Here is a 15,393-nt window from a genome sequence, read left to right as displayed (position 1 = left end):
ATTCAAAATTAACCTCTCCAATCTTGGACGATATTTCCGTCACGAATTACAATTTGACGTGCTGCAGCTTCCCCGATTTCACGATCATGGGTAATCATAATGATTGTTGAGCCTTGTTTGTTTAATTCGTAAAAGAGGTCCATAATTTGTGTACTTGTTTTCGTATCAAGTGCTCCCGTCGGTTCATCGGCTAAAATGAATTTTGGGTTATTTACGATTGCACGTGCAACAGCGACACGCTGCTTTTGTCCACCTGATAATTCGTTCGGTAAGTGAGTAGCGCGATCAGCTAAACCTACTTTTGTTAAAGCAGCTAATGAGCGCTCACGCCTTTCCTTTTTATCAACTCCAGCGTAAATAAGAGGTAGCTCTACATTTTGAAGTGCTGTAAGTCTCGGTAATAACATGAAGTTTTGGAATACGAATCCGATCTCCTTATTACGAACGCGTGCAAGTTCTGTTTCAGACATGTTTGAAATGTTTTGCCCAGCTAGTTCGTACGTACCTGTCGTCGGTTTATCTAAGCAACCGATAATGTTCATTAATGTTGATTTACCAGAACCAGAAGGTCCCATAATTGAAGTGAATTCTCCTTGGTTCAATGTTACGTCAATTCCGTGTAATATTTGAACGGACTCTGCACCATTTTGGAAGGATTTCGTGATGCCTTTTAAGTTAATCACTGGGCGACAACCTCCATACCATCTTTTAAGTCTTTTTCAGGTTTAGAGATAATTTCCTCTCCTTTTTTCACTCCAGAAACTTTTGCTTCGCTATCTGTTTCGAATTCAACAGTAACTGCTTGTTCTTTCGCTTTACCGTCTTTTACAACGAAGACAACATTTTTGTCACCTTTTTTCACGATGCTGCTTTTTGGAACAATTGTACCAGTTGCTTCGCCAGATTTACTCATTACATATACATGGAAGCCATTTTGTAATTCTTCACTATTATCTAATGTGACAGTGAATTGATAGTTAGAAACTGTTTTATTTTCATCCATACTCTTTAATGGTGTAGAACCAATTTCTGTTACTTTTCCTGTCCAAGTCTTACCAGCGACCGTTTTTGATGAAACAGTTACTTCTTGCCCAACTTTCATACTAGCAAGCTCATATTCAGAAAGTTGACCTTTTACTTTAAATGGGCCAGCGTGACGAAGTGTAATGCCGCTCATACCTGTTTTTTCATCAGCAATTTTTACGATATCATCAATTACGCCATCGGCAGGGCTCGTTACAGAAAGTGTGTTTACTTTCTCTTTTGCTGCTTTAATCATCTCATCAGCTTTTTCAACTTCAAATTTCTTCATTTCAAGTTGTGATTCTAATTGCTGTACTTCAATTTCTGATGCTTTTAATGCTTCAGCAGGAAGGCCTGCATTTTTATCTTTTTGTAATTTTTGTTTCGCAGCATCAATTTGCTTTTGGAACAATGTTACTTCTTTTTGTGCGATTTTCTTTTGCATTTCTGCTTCTGTTACACCTTGTTTCGCAGTAGGGTCATTATATTTAAAAAGGAGTTGCCCTTTTTTCACTTCATCACCTTTTTTTACAGCTAATTCATACGTACCTTTTGTTGGATCAAATGAAATTGTTTCAATTCCGTTTGGAATGACTTCACCGCCAAATTTTTGCGCGTTTTGGATTTGTTTTTCGGTTACTTTATATCCGCTATATGCCATTGCTACATCTGAACCGCCCCCAGCAAATGCAAAGTATGATCCAGCTGCAATTCCGATTGCTACTACACTAGTAATTAACACTTTATTTTTCTTTTTCATCTATTTATCACCTTTTCGTTCGTTTTAGTATCTACATTAAGTATAGAAGAGGTGAAGAATCTGACAAATCGTTTTAGCTTACAATAACCTTACAGTTTTGTAAGGTATGAATATGTAAATGTAAGGTAGAGCTTGTCCCAGTGTAAGCAAATGAATTGACTCGTCGTTTCTTTCTTACAATAATATTGTATGAAGGAGAGGAGGAAGGAAGATGGAAGCTTATTTTAGTGCGCATCCATTAAAACCGTTTATTCCCTACTCAAGGCAACATGCCATTATATTATTTATTCTGTTGGTGGGAATCGTTTTTTTATATCAATACCAAGATGTATTACGTCAAAATGAGTGGAATATAACGGTTCGATATGTGATTGCATTTTTATTTATAGGGAGTGAAATTGGACTGCATATGTGGGAGTGGAAAGCAGGGATTTTTGAGCTAGCCACTTCATTACCGTTTGAGTTATGTACGATTAGTTTGTTGTTAGCGTCAATTATGATCATAACGAAAAGTTACCGTATATATGAGATTGTATTTTTCACAGGAATTATTGGTGCATCACAAGCCATTTTAACGCCAAACTTGCAGTATGCTTTTCCGCATTTTCGTTTCATTGAATATTTTATCGCGCATATATTGCTCATTTGGGCGCCACTCTTTATGAATTGGGTGGAAGGATATCGTCCGACAGTACAATCTATTAAACGCACAATGATATTTTTAAACATATTGATTCCAATTGTTTCGTTTGTAAATTACAAAACGGGTGGTAATTATATGTTTTTAGCTCATAAGCCAGAAACAGCTTCATTACTTGATATGTTAGGACCACATCCTTACTATATTATTTCATTAGAACTCGCAGCGCTTATTGGATGTTCAATCTTATATATTCTCGTAAGAGTAAAACAGTGGTGAATGTAAAGAGGAAGTAGTCTCCTGATGCTAATAAAAGAATTCCTGGTAAGTTTTCATTGGATTTTTCATAAAAAGAGGAGCTTATTCAAAAAAATATTTTAAGTAATTTATTCTAAAGTGTTTTTTGATATGAAAATATAATTTGTAGTCTCTTTTTCAGTAGTTTTTCTATAACTTATATTATACATATATAATAATGTAAGTTATAGAAATATAGAATCAAGAAAAATGTTGTGAAGCAAATCTCTAAAAGTCTTGTGTAAGATTAATAGTTACTACTGGAATTAATCAAATCTGATTTTAAAAGAAAGAAGGAAAGATGTCTTCTCGGTAAAAAAAGACAGAATTTACAAAAAAAACAGAAAAATAGTTTACATTTTGAGGTTAAAAATGTATATTATTGTCAAAGGGGGTGAAAAAATGTCAAACTTATTAGCAAAATTATTTGGGGTCAATACAGAGCCTGAAAGAATTCCATACGAAGAGGGTTGTCAAAAATATGAACCTTGTACTACAACTAGTGGAATGTACCAACAATATCGCTTACTTCCTACAGGTAAAGTGGTGAGAAGTGGTTGCTGTACTGGAAAATAGAATGAGGATGAGCTAAGGAGTATTTCCTTAGCTCCTTATTTAATTAGAAAGAGTGAAGAGGTCAAATTTGATGAATATATATATATTATTATTTGTTATTTGGATAGTCTTACTAGGGTTATTAATATATAAACTTAATTTGTTAAGGCTTGAAGTATTGCGTTTACCCAAAATTAATCAAAAGAATAAGTATTTTCATCCGTTAATAGATAAAGAAATTAATGAATTTTTAGATGTCCCGGAAAATTATTCTTATTTTGAAGAATCTATCATTATGTTTACATCTGCACAATGTAAAATGTGCCATGATGAGTTAGAAAAAATATTGAAAAATAACCAACACTTAAAAAATAATTTAATACTATATGTTCAATGTGATGAAGAAAAAAAATACATGGATTTTATAAGAGAGTTTTATAAGAAATATAAAGTTAATATTTTACCATTGAGTATTAATCAACAAAAAAAACTTAGAATTAATGTTTTTCCATCATTTATTCAAATAAACTCAGAAGGTATTATACGAAGGGTTTCTCAAATTCATGATAAACCTATCTAATTATAGTGGGGATTTTATATGATATTAAAAAATCTTGCAAAATCGTTTAAATTCATTTGGGATTTTGGTAAGGGTTGGTTGATTTTTTCAGCTTTGTTGTCAATAATTTTAGGTTTAATACCTATAGTTACCATTTGGACAACAAAAGAATTAGTAAATAATGTTGCGAATCTAATTATGGCCAATGAAGTTACAAAAATGTCATATACAGTAACCTTTTCTTTATTAATTTTTCAATTTCTTTTACTTCTCATTGATTCACTAATTAAACATATTCAACAGTATTTAGATGAAAAGATGCGATTGACAATACATGAAGTATTAACAAAAAAAATATCATACCATTCCATTCAGGTTTCTTATTCAAATTTTGATGATCCGAGCTTTTATAATCATTTGAATCGAATTAAATCCAATGCTGGGAGTCACTTTTTATCACCAATTAATTCTATACTAGTAATCTTTCAATCTTTAATCACTATATCTTCTTTATTTTTCTTTTTATTGTCTATACATTGGAGTCTAGCTTTAATAAGTACTATCGGGGTATTGCCAACACTTCTGATTAAGTCTTACTTCGGGAATAAAAGTTTTCAATTAAACAAAAAGTTAATACCGATATTAAGAGAAACTAATTATATTGAGAATTTATTATTAAATAAAGAAACCGCAAAGGAAGTTCGAGTGTTTAATTTAGGAGAGTATTTATTAAATCGATGGCAACAAAAATATAGTGAGAACTGTAAGCATACATTATCTTTTATAAAAATAAAAAGTAAAGTTGAAATTTTTCTTGATGCTATTACGGCTCTTTCTTATTGTGCTGCTGCTGGAATTATTATTTGGTTAATAAAAAAGTCTTCAGTAAAAATTGGAGATTTTGTTTCTATTGGCCAAGCTGTACATAGCACTCAAAGTGCTTTAAATATGATATCTACTAATGTGGCTAAATTGTATGAAGATCAATTATATTTAGTAGACTATTTTAGTTTTTTAGAGAAAGATGATGAACAAAGTGATCATAAAGAGAGGAAATATTTATTCCCCAATAATCTAAAAAAGGGAATTGTATTTGAGAATGTGTCTTTTTCATATAATAACAATAGCAAGAAAATATTAGACGATATTTCGTTTACTGTTAACGTAGGTGAAAAAATCGCTATTGTGGGACATAATGGTTCAGGGAAAACGACTCTTATAAAATGTTTATTGGGATTGTACCCTATTACAAAGGGGAATATATTTTTTGATGATATATCAATAAATAAAATAAAGATAAAATCTCTAAAAGAACATATAACTGTAATTTTCCAAGACTTTGCACAATACTACTTCACTGTAAAGGAGAATATATCATTTGGAAATATAAAAAAGGTCAATGACGATAACCTTGTTAGAGAGGTGGCGATGAAAACCCAAATCGATAGTATGATTCAAAATTTACCTAATACATATGGAACATATTTAGGTAGATTTCTCAGAGAGGGTACAGAACTTTCAGGGGGACAGTGGCAAAAAATCGCTATTTCAAGGGCATTATTTAAAGGAAGTAATATTATGATATTGGATGAACCTACTGCTGCATTGGATCCGTTAGCAGAACAGGAAATATTTGAGCAGTTTAAGTCATTAACTATAGACAAAACTTCATTTTTCATTTCTCATAGGATGTCTGCTGCAAAATTAGCGGATAAAATAGTTGTTTTAGATGAGGGGAAATTAGTGGAGTTTGGGACACATGAGGAATTAATGGCTAAAGAAGGAGTCTATGCAAAGATGTTTATTACACAAGCTGAATTATATGAGGTGCAAGTAAAAGAGGTGATGGTATGAATGAAATTACCCTTTTTATTCGGTTAGTTATCGGTTTAATGCTTATATCATCTGCAATACAAACTATGTTAAATTTTAAAACTCATATTCTATTAGTTGAAAATTATAAGATTATACCTTTGAAATTTGTTAAGTTGTTTTCAATAATTGAATTGATTTTTAAAAGTATTTTTTCAGCCTTACTAATCATGGGTATTTTTCAGAAAGTATCTGCTAGTTTTATTATATTTTTATTGTTCATATATACCTTAGCAATTTTGATTAATTTGCTAAGGAAGCGAAAAAATATTTCTTGTGGATGTGGAGGAATAATTGGAAACCACAATCTTTCATGGTTTTTGATATTGCGCAACTTTATCTTAATAATGCTAACATTTTTTTTAACTTTAAAAAAGACGCCATTAGCTAGTATAGAAGCACTTATTTGGGAACAAAAGAGTTTTACAGAGATATTTAGCCAGACTGCTTTTTTAATAATCGTTATGTCTGTTATATTCATTATTACCATCATGATTGTAAACGCTCTATTTGTTGCTAGAAATTTAATGAATGAATTTTTAAGTATCGTTCAATTGGATCGGAAAGGGGGATAAGATATGTATATTTCAGATTATTTACTTTGGGTTTGTATGATCATTCAAATAGTCGTCTTTCTTATGTTAATTAGAGTGATTGTTGATTTTTTGAACAGGTTTAAAACACAAGTAGGAATTATTGAATTGGTTAAATCCACTGAAGAAGACAAAAAAGAATTATAAAAAGTTATGTTTCATTTTGCTCATCAAACAAATTGTCTGTTGAGTTTTTTTCTTGGGGAGGTGTTATAAATGATAAAGGCTGTTATTAAAAACACTTTGGAAGCTTTAATTCATTTTTTACTAGCTTTGCTTGGAATTATTTGTCTAGGGGCTCTTCCTGAAATGTTTAGAGGCTTAAGAATTGATGTCGGAAACTATTTAGAAGCATTGATTAATTTGATTATAAAATTAGTGCATCCATTATCTTTAACGTATGGCCCCTCTGGAGCTACTAGATCGCTGTTTCCACAAATTCTCATTATGTATAAAAATACAGCGATTATATTTATATGTTCATTTATAGTTTCACTTATTATTAGTTTTATTATTGTGTTTTTTATGCTTCAGTGTGAGTCAAGAGTTAAAGAAAAAATAAAGTCTGTTTTTTTATTTATAGAATCAATCCCAGATATTTTAGTTATTTTAAGTTTGCAAATTTTTGTTGTTTGGGTTTTTAAAATAACTGGAACTTTGGTTGTGAATATTGCAGCAGTTGCAGATAAACCTATTTTTCTATTACCCATCATTTCGCTTAGTATTCCAACCACAATTATGTTTATTAAATTACTGCTACTAAAATTTGAAGGGGAGCTTGAGAAAGATTATGTTTTATTTGCTAAAGCAAAAGGTTTGAACAAATTTCATATCTTAAAAATTCATGTGTTGCGAAATGTAGTCCTTAGTGTTTTATATTTTTCAAAAACAAACATTTGGTTTATGCTATCCAATTTATATATTATTGAGTGGATATATAATGCAATTGGAATTTTTATTTTCACAAAAATTCATTTTACTAATGAAATATTTACAGTAAGTTTAATTTTAATATATATACCGATTTTTATTGCATTTAAATTGTTCCATTATATAATTCCAAATCCGATGAAAGAGAGACTGTAAAATGTGGGATTATTTAAAAAAAGATAAAAAATTTATAATAAGTTTATTGTTCTTATTGTTCTTATTGATTTCTAGTATAGGAAATACTATTTTCAATAATGGTCATATTCGCCAAGTAACATTGCTATATGATGAAAAGGGACAAGTAAGTGCCCCACCATTTTCTCCATCTATTCAATTTTTATTTGGAACTGATCGAAAGGGATATGATCTTTTGAATTTAATTATTGAAGGTGCAAAATGGACTATCGGTGGATCAATTCTTATTGCAGTAATGCGAATTTTTATTGCGTTATTGATTGGTATACTTTTAGGTATGTATATTAAAAAATCTTTTAAAAATCTGGAAGCTTTTTTCGATGGATTCAGTACACTTCCGCTTGTCATGATGGCCTACTTTTTGCTGGAAAATATACTATCTTTTTCAAGTTCTACAAATCCATCTCCCTTTTATCAACGAGTATTATTTGAAATTTTTGTTTTAGTTATTTTAGCGGTTCCTACCTTATCTCTATATATTGCAAATGAAATAAGAAAGGTGCGTACAGAAGAGTTTATTGAAGCAGCGAATGTTTTAGGTGGAAGCAAATGGCATATATTAAAACGGCATATCTTACCTCATTTATACCCAATTGCAATCGTTATTTTTATGCAACAATTTATTCAAACGCTTATTGTATTATTACATTTAGGGCTTTTAGAGCTTTTTTTTGGGGGGACTATTAGGTCTATGGACGATTTTGACTCTGTTTCACATGAATGGTCTGGATTAATAGGAGTATACTTTCGGTCTTTAACTGTTACCCCATGGATACCGTTAATTCCTATACTTTTTTTTGGTTTAACCATTTTGTCTGGAAATCTAATTTTATCTAGTCTTCAAAAATCGATAGAATATTCGAGAATAAAAAGAAATCTGAAAGAAGTGGACTATGAAATAAGGAATGAAGAGAGTGACTTAACAAAAATAAAAAAGAAGGATCAATTTTCTTTTAAATATTTTGAATGATATAGGTGAAATGTTTTTATTTTATTATGCATTAAATTAGTATGGAATAAATATAAAATCATTCATGTAATTAAAACTCTTAAATGTAATACAGCATACAACTAATTGTTCAGAGGGTAATGTTCTTCATTTTAAGTTTTATGGTCAGCTTACACTCGAATATATTATTTAATGGAAAAGTTTATTGAAGTAGTAGTACAAAATAATAAGAGGCGAGCATCAAATTTCATGCTCGCCTCTTATTATTTTGTAGAAACTTCACCTTTAGCTTCTGTTTGCGGAGTATAGTAACCGATTATACCACCGATGATTGCTGGAATAATCCAGCCAATTCCTAAGTTATAAAAAGGAATGGTGTGTACGATATTCGCAATAAAACTTGGTATCATTTCCACATTATCAAGTGCGTGAATACAGCTAATAATGAATGCTGCGATCATTGCTCCGATGTAGACAGAAGGTTTACGTTTCGTATATTTATCAATAAATGATACGAAAATTAAAATGATTGTAATTGGATATAAAATAATTAATACAGGTAATGTAATTTTGATTAATAAACTTAAACCTAAGTTTGAAATCACGAAGCTAAAGATACAAACGTATAGTACAAGCTTTTTGTAAGAAACATTTGTAAGTACTGTTGCGAAATAGTTTGCAAATGCACTTACAACACCAATTGCTGTCGTTAAACAAGCGAAGATAATGGCGATACTTAATAAAACATTACCGCTTGTCCCAAAGAAGTGATACATAACAGTAGCTAATAGTTGACCACCGTTTTCGAATTGCCCTAAGTTTCCGTTTGAAGCTCCGATATAACCGAGTAAGAAGTAAACAATTGTTAAGAATAGAGCAGCGATGCTTCCGCAAATGATTGTATATTTTGCGATAGATTTCTTCTCTTGTATACCGTTTTGACGAATTGCATTTACAACGATTGTTGATAGTACGAGAGCACCGATTGCATCTAACGTTAAAAATCCTTCAAGAAATCCTTTGAAAAATGGAATTTCTTTATAGTCACCAACAGGTTCTGCAAACGTTCCTGGTGAAAGAATTGCTTTTGTTGCCATAATTGCAATAATTCCAAGTAAAATTGGCGTTAATATTTTTCCGATATGATCTACTAATTTTGATGGATTTAATGATAAGAAGTAGACGACTGTAAAGAAAATCGCACTAAAAACTAACATAGAGTACCATTGGTCTGGGAAAAGTGGTGCAATCCCAATTTCGTAAGATACAGATCCAGTTCGTGGAATAACAAATAGTGGGCCGATTGAAAGATAAATAATGATAGCGAATATTGCTGCGAATTTTGGATGAACACGGCTTGCTAACGTGTTAAAACTACCACCGGCAAGGGCAACAGCAACGATAGCTAGTAAAGATAAACCGACGTCTGTAATAATAAATCCTGTAATGGAGATCCACATGTTCTCTCCAGAAGAAAGTCCAAGGAGTGGCGGGAAAATCATATTACCAGCACCGAAGAAAACTGCGAATAGTAATAAACTAATCGAAAGTATTTGCGCTGGTTTTAAAGTTGTACGCATATAAAGAAAATCCTCCTACTGAGTGTTTTTGTCGAAAATTCAAACAATTTGTCGAGTAACTGTTATTATTTTAAAGGTCTGATGACTAGAAAGCAATAGGGAATTTTGAAAAAATTAAAAAATAATGCATTAAATCGAATAAATATACTATTTATATGTTTAATAGGAAGGATTTAACTTATAACGTAAAAAAACACATATCCCTAGGATACGTGTTTTAAAAAAATATTTTTTTATCACGTTCTTCTTTTAAAATTTCAACCGCTTCTCTGAAACGTTGTGAATGGACGATTTCTCGTTCACGTAAGAAGCGTAGGCTGTCATTTATATCTGGATCATCTGATAAGTTAATAAGCCATTGATATGTTGCGCGTGCTTTTTCTTCAGCCGCAATATCCTCGTATAGGTCGGCAATTGGATCGCCTTTAGCTTGTATATAGGTTGCAGTAAATGGAACACCAGCAGCGTTATGGTAGTGGAGTGCACTATCATGATCAGCGTAATGAGGGTCAAGACCAGCAGCTTTCATTTGTTCAGGAGTCGCATCTTTCGTCAGCTTATAAACCATTGTAGCAATCATTTCAAGGTGAGCAAATTCTTCTGTACCAATATCGGTAAGGAGACCAATGACTTTATCAGGAATTGTATAACGTTGATTTAAGTAACGGAGTGCAGCAGCTAATTCCCCATCTGCACCGCCATATTGCTCAATTAATAATTTTGCAAGTGCTGGATTACAAGTTCCTACTTTAACTGGGTATTGTAATTTTTTTTCATAAATCCACATAGTTTCTCTCCTTTATATTTGCCATGGCCAAGGACCTTTGCTCCATTCCCAAGGGGCATTAGAATAGCTGTTTCCAAACTGTTGGAGTGGCCCGTATTTTTCTTCCATCTTTTGTTTTAATACTCTTCGTTTATAGGAAAAGTCATTAAATTGATTAATAGCAGCAGTGTCATCTGGATGTGTATCTAAATAAAGAGTGAGTTCGACTAGTACAAAGTCTAGTTCTTGAAGCTCCAGTAACAGCTGATAATATTCTTCTGGTAGCGATTGAGTCACGTCAGTAGTCACCGCCCTTTTTTATAAGGATTTTCATAATAGTCATAAAAAACAGGCCATAAAGTTCCTTTTTGGAGTGCTTCTTTTGGCGTGAATTGCGGTAAGTTTGGCGGTTGAAAGCCTAAAAATAAATTAGGAGGAGTAGAATAATATTTTTTTCCGATAGGAGGACAAGGATCGAGAGGACTATGATAGGGCACAAATGATCTCATATATTTATTCACGAATAAACCTCCTTACATGTTCATTACTACGTATTGTATTCAGACATAATGAGCATTTATGACACATATAAAAAAGTAATAGGTACGGGGGGAATGAATGTGGAGACTGTGAAACAATTCATTGTATTGGAAGTGAAAAACTTAAAGGAAACGTTGTATTTTTACGAAGGGATTTTAGGAATTAAACCTAGTTTAGAAAGACCGCAATTAGATATAACAGGGGTTTGGTATGATTCTGATTCAAAGAGAATTAGTTTTGTCATGAATCGCGTGTTAGGTGGACGGGAAAAAAGTGTTACAGATTCATGTGAGGATTTAACGTTTACGATTTCTAACATAGAGAAATTGAAAAAGAAGCTAGCGTTTTATGAAATTTTATATACAGAAAATGAATGTGCGAGGAGTATTGTAGTACAAGACCCAGATGGATATAAACTTCAAGTAGTAGAGAAGGGTGAATAAACGGAGGGGATTTAGTGGAGAGAAATTATGAAGAAAGTGCATTGTTTGAGCATCAATTTTGGCTAAAGGTACTTACTGATCATGCGCAGTTTTTACTTGATGCGTTAGCGCCGAAGGAAACAGAGGATATAAAGAAAGCTACTTACTTTGTTGAAACATTTACGAATCTGTTAAATAAAGTTCGGAATGTAAATCTGATGGCATTCTCAAAAGAGGCTGAACAAGCAGCTAAGGAAATACGAATGTTTAAATTAAATATTATACAGAAACAGTTGGAAGGAAAAATTACAATTCATTTTACGCCAACTTTTATCAATCATATGGTAAATGAAGTAGAGGAGTATATAACGGTTTTAGAGTTTTTAAAGAAAGGGGAAGTTCCGCCTGTTTTTCATGAACTGCACTATCATCTCGTTTGGTTAACGGATGCGGCTGGTCATGCGGGTTCTATTTCTGGTGGGCTAGATCTTGTTGAAAAAAGATTAAAAGAGAAAAGTGAAGAATTTACGAAGCATTTTGAACAATTTTACTTAAAGGCGGTTGAGATGACTGGATATTTACGAACGGAGCTTCATCATTTTCCAGCATTAAAGAAGTTTACAAAAGATGTTTCACTTGAATTGAAATTATTTTCACATTTTTTACATGAAGTTGAAGAATTGGAGTTATCAAATGAAGTATTAAGTACATTATCAGCTAGAATGGCAGACCATATGGCAAGAGAGGAATGTTATTACTTATTAAAATTGGCTCAATCGTCTGGACTTGAAATGCCAAAATGTAATCCGCTTTAAAGAAAAAGAGGTCAATTTTATTTGGCCTCTTTTTCTGTTTTATTGTCTCTTTTTATTTTTGCTTGTTCAATACTTGCCTGTAATGTCTCCATAATATTGATGATGTTTGGAGCAGGAGAGATTGTTTCCGTTTTTTCCTGTTGTTCAATTTTATTTTCGATTAATTCGGTAAGAGCTTCTTTATACTCATCTGTATACATTTCTTGTTCAAAAGGATTTGTAAGATGATGGATTAAATTCATTGCTGCGGTGAGTTCTTGTTTTTGAATCGGATAATTTTCGTTACTTGGTAAGTTAGGTGTATTTGTTATATCGCGAATTTCATTAGGGTAGTGAATAGTTTGCAACATAAGTCCATCTTCAAAGTTACGGATAATAGCTAAATGTTGTTTTTTTCTAATAGCAATATGAATAAGCCCAAGTTTATTTGTACGTTCAAGAGCTTCTTTTAATAACAAATATGATTTTTCATGTCCTGGGGTAGGGCCTATAAAATAAGAGCGGTCATAAAGAACAGAATCGATTTCGTCATTTTGGACAAAAGATATAATACGAATGGATCGTGGTTCGTGAGCTTTTTGCAACGCAGCTAATTCTTTTTCATCCATAATAATGTATTTATGAGGTGCATATTCATAGGCTTTTACAATATCTTTATCATCAATGTCTTCATCCGTACAATCAGGAGCGAATTTTTTATATTTAATAGGTGTTAAGCATTCTTTATGGAGACTTAAAAATTTTATATCGTTTTCTTCTACGGCGCTATATAGTTTAATTCCTATATTTAATAGTCCAAGTGAAAGCGCACCTTTCCATACTGTATGCAAATGAAGCCTCTCCTTTCATTCAAAAATGATTATGTATATTATGAGATAGTAAGAAATTTCCTATACGTTTTTTGTTTTTTACGGAAGGGCTTGGGATATAAAATATATTGACAAGCCCTCCAAAATATTTTAATGTGATTGTATAAAATTGTGTATATAAAGGGGAGTAACTTATTACAGTAAAGTCGTCATTACAGGGAGAAACCCTCGGCTTTATTGGCAACGTTTCGTTGTTAGTGAGACCTTTACCAGCAATGGTAAAGGCCCCTTATTGTCTTTTTTAGGACCCTTACCATATTTGGTAGGGGCCTTTTTGTATACAAAGAGAGGAGAAATAAAAATGAAAAAACTGATTAGTAGATTAAGAGTTGTATTTCATGTTCGCCGATTTGTTCCATTCCTATTTGACTTTTTTACTTCAAAAGAGGTTTCAATAAAGAAGAAAATCTTATCCATTGCTTTTTTAGTTGGTTATGCAGCGATGCCGCTTGATTTAATTCCAGACTTCTTACCGTTCATCGGTATTTTAGATGATATTGGGATTGTGTTATTTATTTTGAACCGAATTGTAAAAATGGCCCCAGTTCAATTACAAGAAAAGCATAACGTAAATGTAGGATAGGAGTTAAAATATGGAGCAAATTATTTTAGATATAATCGAGTTTTTAAAGCAGTTTTCTTATTTTGGAGTTGTATTGGCTTTAACGTTTGAATTTATTCCAGCAGAAGTCGTTTTGCCTATGGTTGGATATTGGGTGTACGAGGGTGATATGAATTTTTGGCTAGCTGTATTAGCTGGAACGCTTGGCGGAACGACAGGACCGTTAACATTATATGCACTCGGTTATTACGGTGGTCGTCCTCTATTAATAAAGTACGGGAAATACTTCTTTATTAAAGAAGAACAAATTCAAAAAGCAGATGATTTCTTTGAGAAATATGGACCAGTTGTAGCATTTGTTGGACGCTTTGTACCGGGAGTTCGAACGCTTATTTCTGTTCCTTGTGGTATGGCGAAAATGAACATATGGAAATTTAGTATTTATACATTTGTAGCAATGTTCCCGCTAACGACTTTATATGTCTATTTTGGAATGAAATTAGGTCCGCATTGGGAAAAGGCTGCGGATGTTGTTGGACAATATATGCTACCTATATTAGGAGGCGTTATTCTTATCGTGGCTAGTATCTTTGTCTATAAATATATGAAAAAAAGAAACAAAACGGAATCTATCTAGTCATATGAATATTTTTTGAAAATAGATGAATAGTACAGGCAAAAGACTCTAAAGGACATACACATATAGGGAATAAAAAAGAGAGAGGGGAAACAACTATGTCTTGTGAGTGCTCAGGGGCAGCGTTAACTTGCTGTCCAGATAAAAATTATGTGCAAGATAAAGTGTGTAGTCCGTGGTCAGGAACCGTAGTAGCGACTGCTATTACGAATGTGCTGTATAACAATAATATTAATCAAAATGTAATTGGAACAGGATTTGTTCGATATGATGTAGGACCAGCAGCAATAACATTAACAGTTCTTGACTCAGCTGGTAATACACTTGATACTCAAACATTAAATCCAGGAACTAGTATTGCTTTTACGTATCGTCGTTTTGAAACAATTGAGGTAACTTTACCAGCCGCAACAGCTGGAACATATCAAGGTGAATTTTGTATCACGACGCGTTATCCACTTTCATAGAAGAATAGGAGAGGGCTAAAATGGGGAATTCTAGTTTATCTTGTTGCTCCAATAATACGCTTGTACAAGATCAAGTATGTATAGATTGGTCCGCTACTGGTGCGGTAACGGAAACGGTGTATACGAATAATATTACGCAAGATTTATACGCATCAGGTTATGTGAAATATGATGTAGGTACAGCTCCAATTACGGTGAATTTTTTAGTAGGAGCGACAGTGGTGAATACAATTACTGTACAACCACAAAGTAGTGGATCCTTTACAGTAAGGTACTTTACTACAATTCAAATCGTAACGACAGGAACGGGAGTAAGCCAAGGACAATTATGTTTAACGGTACGTTATCCAATTTCATAAGAA

21 protein-coding genes are annotated in these 15,393 nt (G+C 32.5%); 14 read left to right on the top strand and 7 right to left on the bottom strand.

Going from position 1 to position 15,393, the window contains the following annotated elements:
- Nucleotides 1-8: 8 nt before the first annotated feature.
- Both ACTFRS_RS20090 and ACTFRS_RS20085 read right to left on the bottom strand, forming a co-directional pair.
- Nucleotides 9-683 (bottom strand): ABC transporter ATP-binding protein, encoded by a 675-nt coding sequence (locus ACTFRS_RS20090; protein ID WP_000609103.1) that lies wholly within the window; start codon nucleotides 681-683, stop codon nucleotides 9-11.
- On the bottom strand, nucleotides 680-1,783 hold the full coding sequence (locus tag ACTFRS_RS20085) for an efflux RND transporter periplasmic adaptor subunit (RefSeq protein ID WP_229136122.1): 1,104 nt from the start codon (nucleotides 1,781-1,783) through the stop codon (nucleotides 680-682). Before ACTFRS_RS20085 ends, ACTFRS_RS20090 begins: the two co-directional genes overlap by 4 nt.
- Before the next feature lie 211 nt (nucleotides 1,784-1,994).
- On the opposite strand from ACTFRS_RS20085, the gene ACTFRS_RS20080 reads away from it, so the two are divergent.
- From ACTFRS_RS20080 to ACTFRS_RS20045, 8 genes are all read left to right on the top strand, one after another.
- Entirely contained in the window at nucleotides 1,995-2,702 is a 708-nt protein-coding gene (locus ACTFRS_RS20080; RefSeq protein ID WP_440025655.1) for a YwaF family protein, read from the top strand.
- Between the two features lie 420 nt (nucleotides 2,703-3,122).
- Complete coding sequence (locus ACTFRS_RS20075; RefSeq protein ID WP_167496975.1) at nucleotides 3,123-3,296, top strand: hypothetical protein; 174 nt, start codon at nucleotides 3,123-3,125, stop codon at nucleotides 3,294-3,296.
- Between the two features lie 70 nt (nucleotides 3,297-3,366).
- Entirely contained in the window at nucleotides 3,367-3,855 is a 489-nt protein-coding gene (locus tag ACTFRS_RS20070; RefSeq protein WP_097851201.1) for a hypothetical protein, read from the top strand.
- 18 nt (nucleotides 3,856-3,873) lie between these two features.
- Entirely contained in the window at nucleotides 3,874-5,688 is a 1,815-nt protein-coding gene (locus tag ACTFRS_RS20065) for an ABC transporter ATP-binding protein (protein ID WP_139868978.1), read from the top strand.
- A complete protein-coding gene (locus ACTFRS_RS20060) occupies nucleotides 5,685-6,281 on the top strand; it encodes a MauE/DoxX family redox-associated membrane protein (RefSeq protein WP_097851199.1) in 597 nt (198 codons plus the stop codon). The genes ACTFRS_RS20065 and ACTFRS_RS20060 overlap by 4 nt, the downstream gene beginning before the upstream one ends.
- Before the next feature lie 3 nt (nucleotides 6,282-6,284).
- The gene (locus ACTFRS_RS20055; protein ID WP_167496974.1) at nucleotides 6,285-6,446 is read left to right on the top strand and encodes a hypothetical protein; all 162 of its coding nucleotides are present in this window, start codon (nucleotides 6,285-6,287) and stop codon (nucleotides 6,444-6,446) included.
- Nucleotides 6,447-6,515: 69 nt separating this feature from the next.
- Nucleotides 6,516-7,385, top strand: coding sequence for an ABC transporter permease subunit (locus tag ACTFRS_RS20050; protein WP_097851198.1), 870 nt, complete (start codon nucleotides 6,516-6,518; stop codon nucleotides 7,383-7,385).
- Nucleotide 7,386: 1 nt separating this feature from the next.
- Complete coding sequence (locus ACTFRS_RS20045) at nucleotides 7,387-8,394, top strand: ABC transporter permease (RefSeq protein ID WP_097851197.1); 1,008 nt, start codon at nucleotides 7,387-7,389, stop codon at nucleotides 8,392-8,394.
- Nucleotides 8,395-8,636: 242 nt separating this feature from the next.
- Here ACTFRS_RS20045 and brnQ2 read toward each other — a convergent pair whose 3' ends face one another.
- The 4 genes from brnQ2 to ACTFRS_RS20025 all read right to left on the bottom strand — a co-directional run bounded on the left by brnQ2 (nucleotide 8,637) and on the right by ACTFRS_RS20025 (nucleotide 11,240).
- Entirely contained in the window at nucleotides 8,637-9,953 is a 1,317-nt protein-coding gene (gene brnQ2, locus ACTFRS_RS20040; RefSeq protein ID WP_139868977.1) for a branched-chain amino acid transport system II carrier protein BrnQ2, read from the bottom strand.
- Nucleotides 9,954-10,170: 217 nt separating this feature from the next.
- Entirely contained in the window at nucleotides 10,171-10,740 is a 570-nt protein-coding gene (cotJC, locus tag ACTFRS_RS20035) for a spore coat protein CotJC (protein WP_000265273.1), read from the bottom strand.
- Between the two features lie 12 nt (nucleotides 10,741-10,752).
- On the bottom strand, nucleotides 10,753-11,016 hold the full coding sequence (locus ACTFRS_RS20030; protein ID WP_000194492.1) for a spore coat protein CotJB: 264 nt from the start codon (nucleotides 11,014-11,016) through the stop codon (nucleotides 10,753-10,755).
- 8 nt (nucleotides 11,017-11,024) lie between these two features.
- Entirely contained in the window at nucleotides 11,025-11,240 is a 216-nt protein-coding gene (locus ACTFRS_RS20025) for a spore coat associated protein CotJA (protein WP_001046257.1), read from the bottom strand.
- A 33-nt stretch (nucleotides 11,241-11,273) separates the two neighbouring features.
- On the opposite strand from ACTFRS_RS20025, the gene ACTFRS_RS20020 reads away from it, so the two are divergent.
- A complete protein-coding gene (locus ACTFRS_RS20020) occupies nucleotides 11,274-11,702 on the top strand; it encodes a VOC family protein (RefSeq protein ID WP_116733372.1) in 429 nt (142 codons plus the stop codon).
- A 14-nt stretch (nucleotides 11,703-11,716) separates the two neighbouring features.
- Nucleotides 11,717-12,496, top strand: a complete 780-nt coding sequence (locus tag ACTFRS_RS20015; protein ID WP_000440981.1) for a DUF2935 domain-containing protein — start codon at nucleotides 11,717-11,719, stop codon at nucleotides 12,494-12,496.
- 17 nt (nucleotides 12,497-12,513) lie between these two features.
- Here ACTFRS_RS20015 and ku read toward each other — a convergent pair whose 3' ends face one another.
- Nucleotides 12,514-13,326, bottom strand: a complete 813-nt coding sequence (gene ku / locus ACTFRS_RS20010) for a non-homologous end joining protein Ku (RefSeq protein ID WP_000557725.1) — start codon at nucleotides 13,324-13,326, stop codon at nucleotides 12,514-12,516.
- Nucleotides 13,327-13,666: 340 nt separating this feature from the next.
- Here ku and ACTFRS_RS20005 point away from each other — a divergent pair, with 340 nt between their 5' ends.
- The 4 genes from ACTFRS_RS20005 to ACTFRS_RS19990 all read left to right on the top strand — a co-directional run bounded on the left by ACTFRS_RS20005 (nucleotide 13,667) and on the right by ACTFRS_RS19990 (nucleotide 15,390).
- Nucleotides 13,667-13,948, top strand: a complete 282-nt coding sequence (locus ACTFRS_RS20005) for a YkvA family protein (RefSeq protein WP_440025660.1) — start codon at nucleotides 13,667-13,669, stop codon at nucleotides 13,946-13,948.
- Nucleotides 13,949-13,958: 10 nt separating this feature from the next.
- The gene (locus ACTFRS_RS20000) at nucleotides 13,959-14,564 is read left to right on the top strand and encodes a DedA family protein (protein ID WP_000435017.1); all 606 of its coding nucleotides are present in this window, start codon (nucleotides 13,959-13,961) and stop codon (nucleotides 14,562-14,564) included.
- Between the two features lie 98 nt (nucleotides 14,565-14,662).
- Nucleotides 14,663-15,031: a DUF3992 domain-containing protein gene (locus tag ACTFRS_RS19995; protein WP_001277532.1), complete on the top strand. Its 369-nt coding sequence runs from the start codon at nucleotides 14,663-14,665 to the stop codon at nucleotides 15,029-15,031.
- A 20-nt stretch (nucleotides 15,032-15,051) separates the two neighbouring features.
- On the top strand, nucleotides 15,052-15,390 hold the full coding sequence (locus tag ACTFRS_RS19990) for a DUF3992 domain-containing protein (RefSeq protein WP_000528442.1): 339 nt from the start codon (nucleotides 15,052-15,054) through the stop codon (nucleotides 15,388-15,390).
- The last annotated feature ends 3 nt before the right edge of the window (nucleotides 15,391-15,393 follow it).

Origin of the sequence: Bacillus cereus group sp. MYBK139-1 (genome assembly GCF_051916915.1) — a bacterium.
GTDB lineage: Bacteria > Bacillota > Bacilli > Bacillales > Bacillaceae_G > Bacillus_A > Bacillus_A pacificus.
The sequence above is the reverse complement of the archived record's forward strand: the minus strand, read 5'-3'. Positions and strand labels throughout refer to the sequence as shown.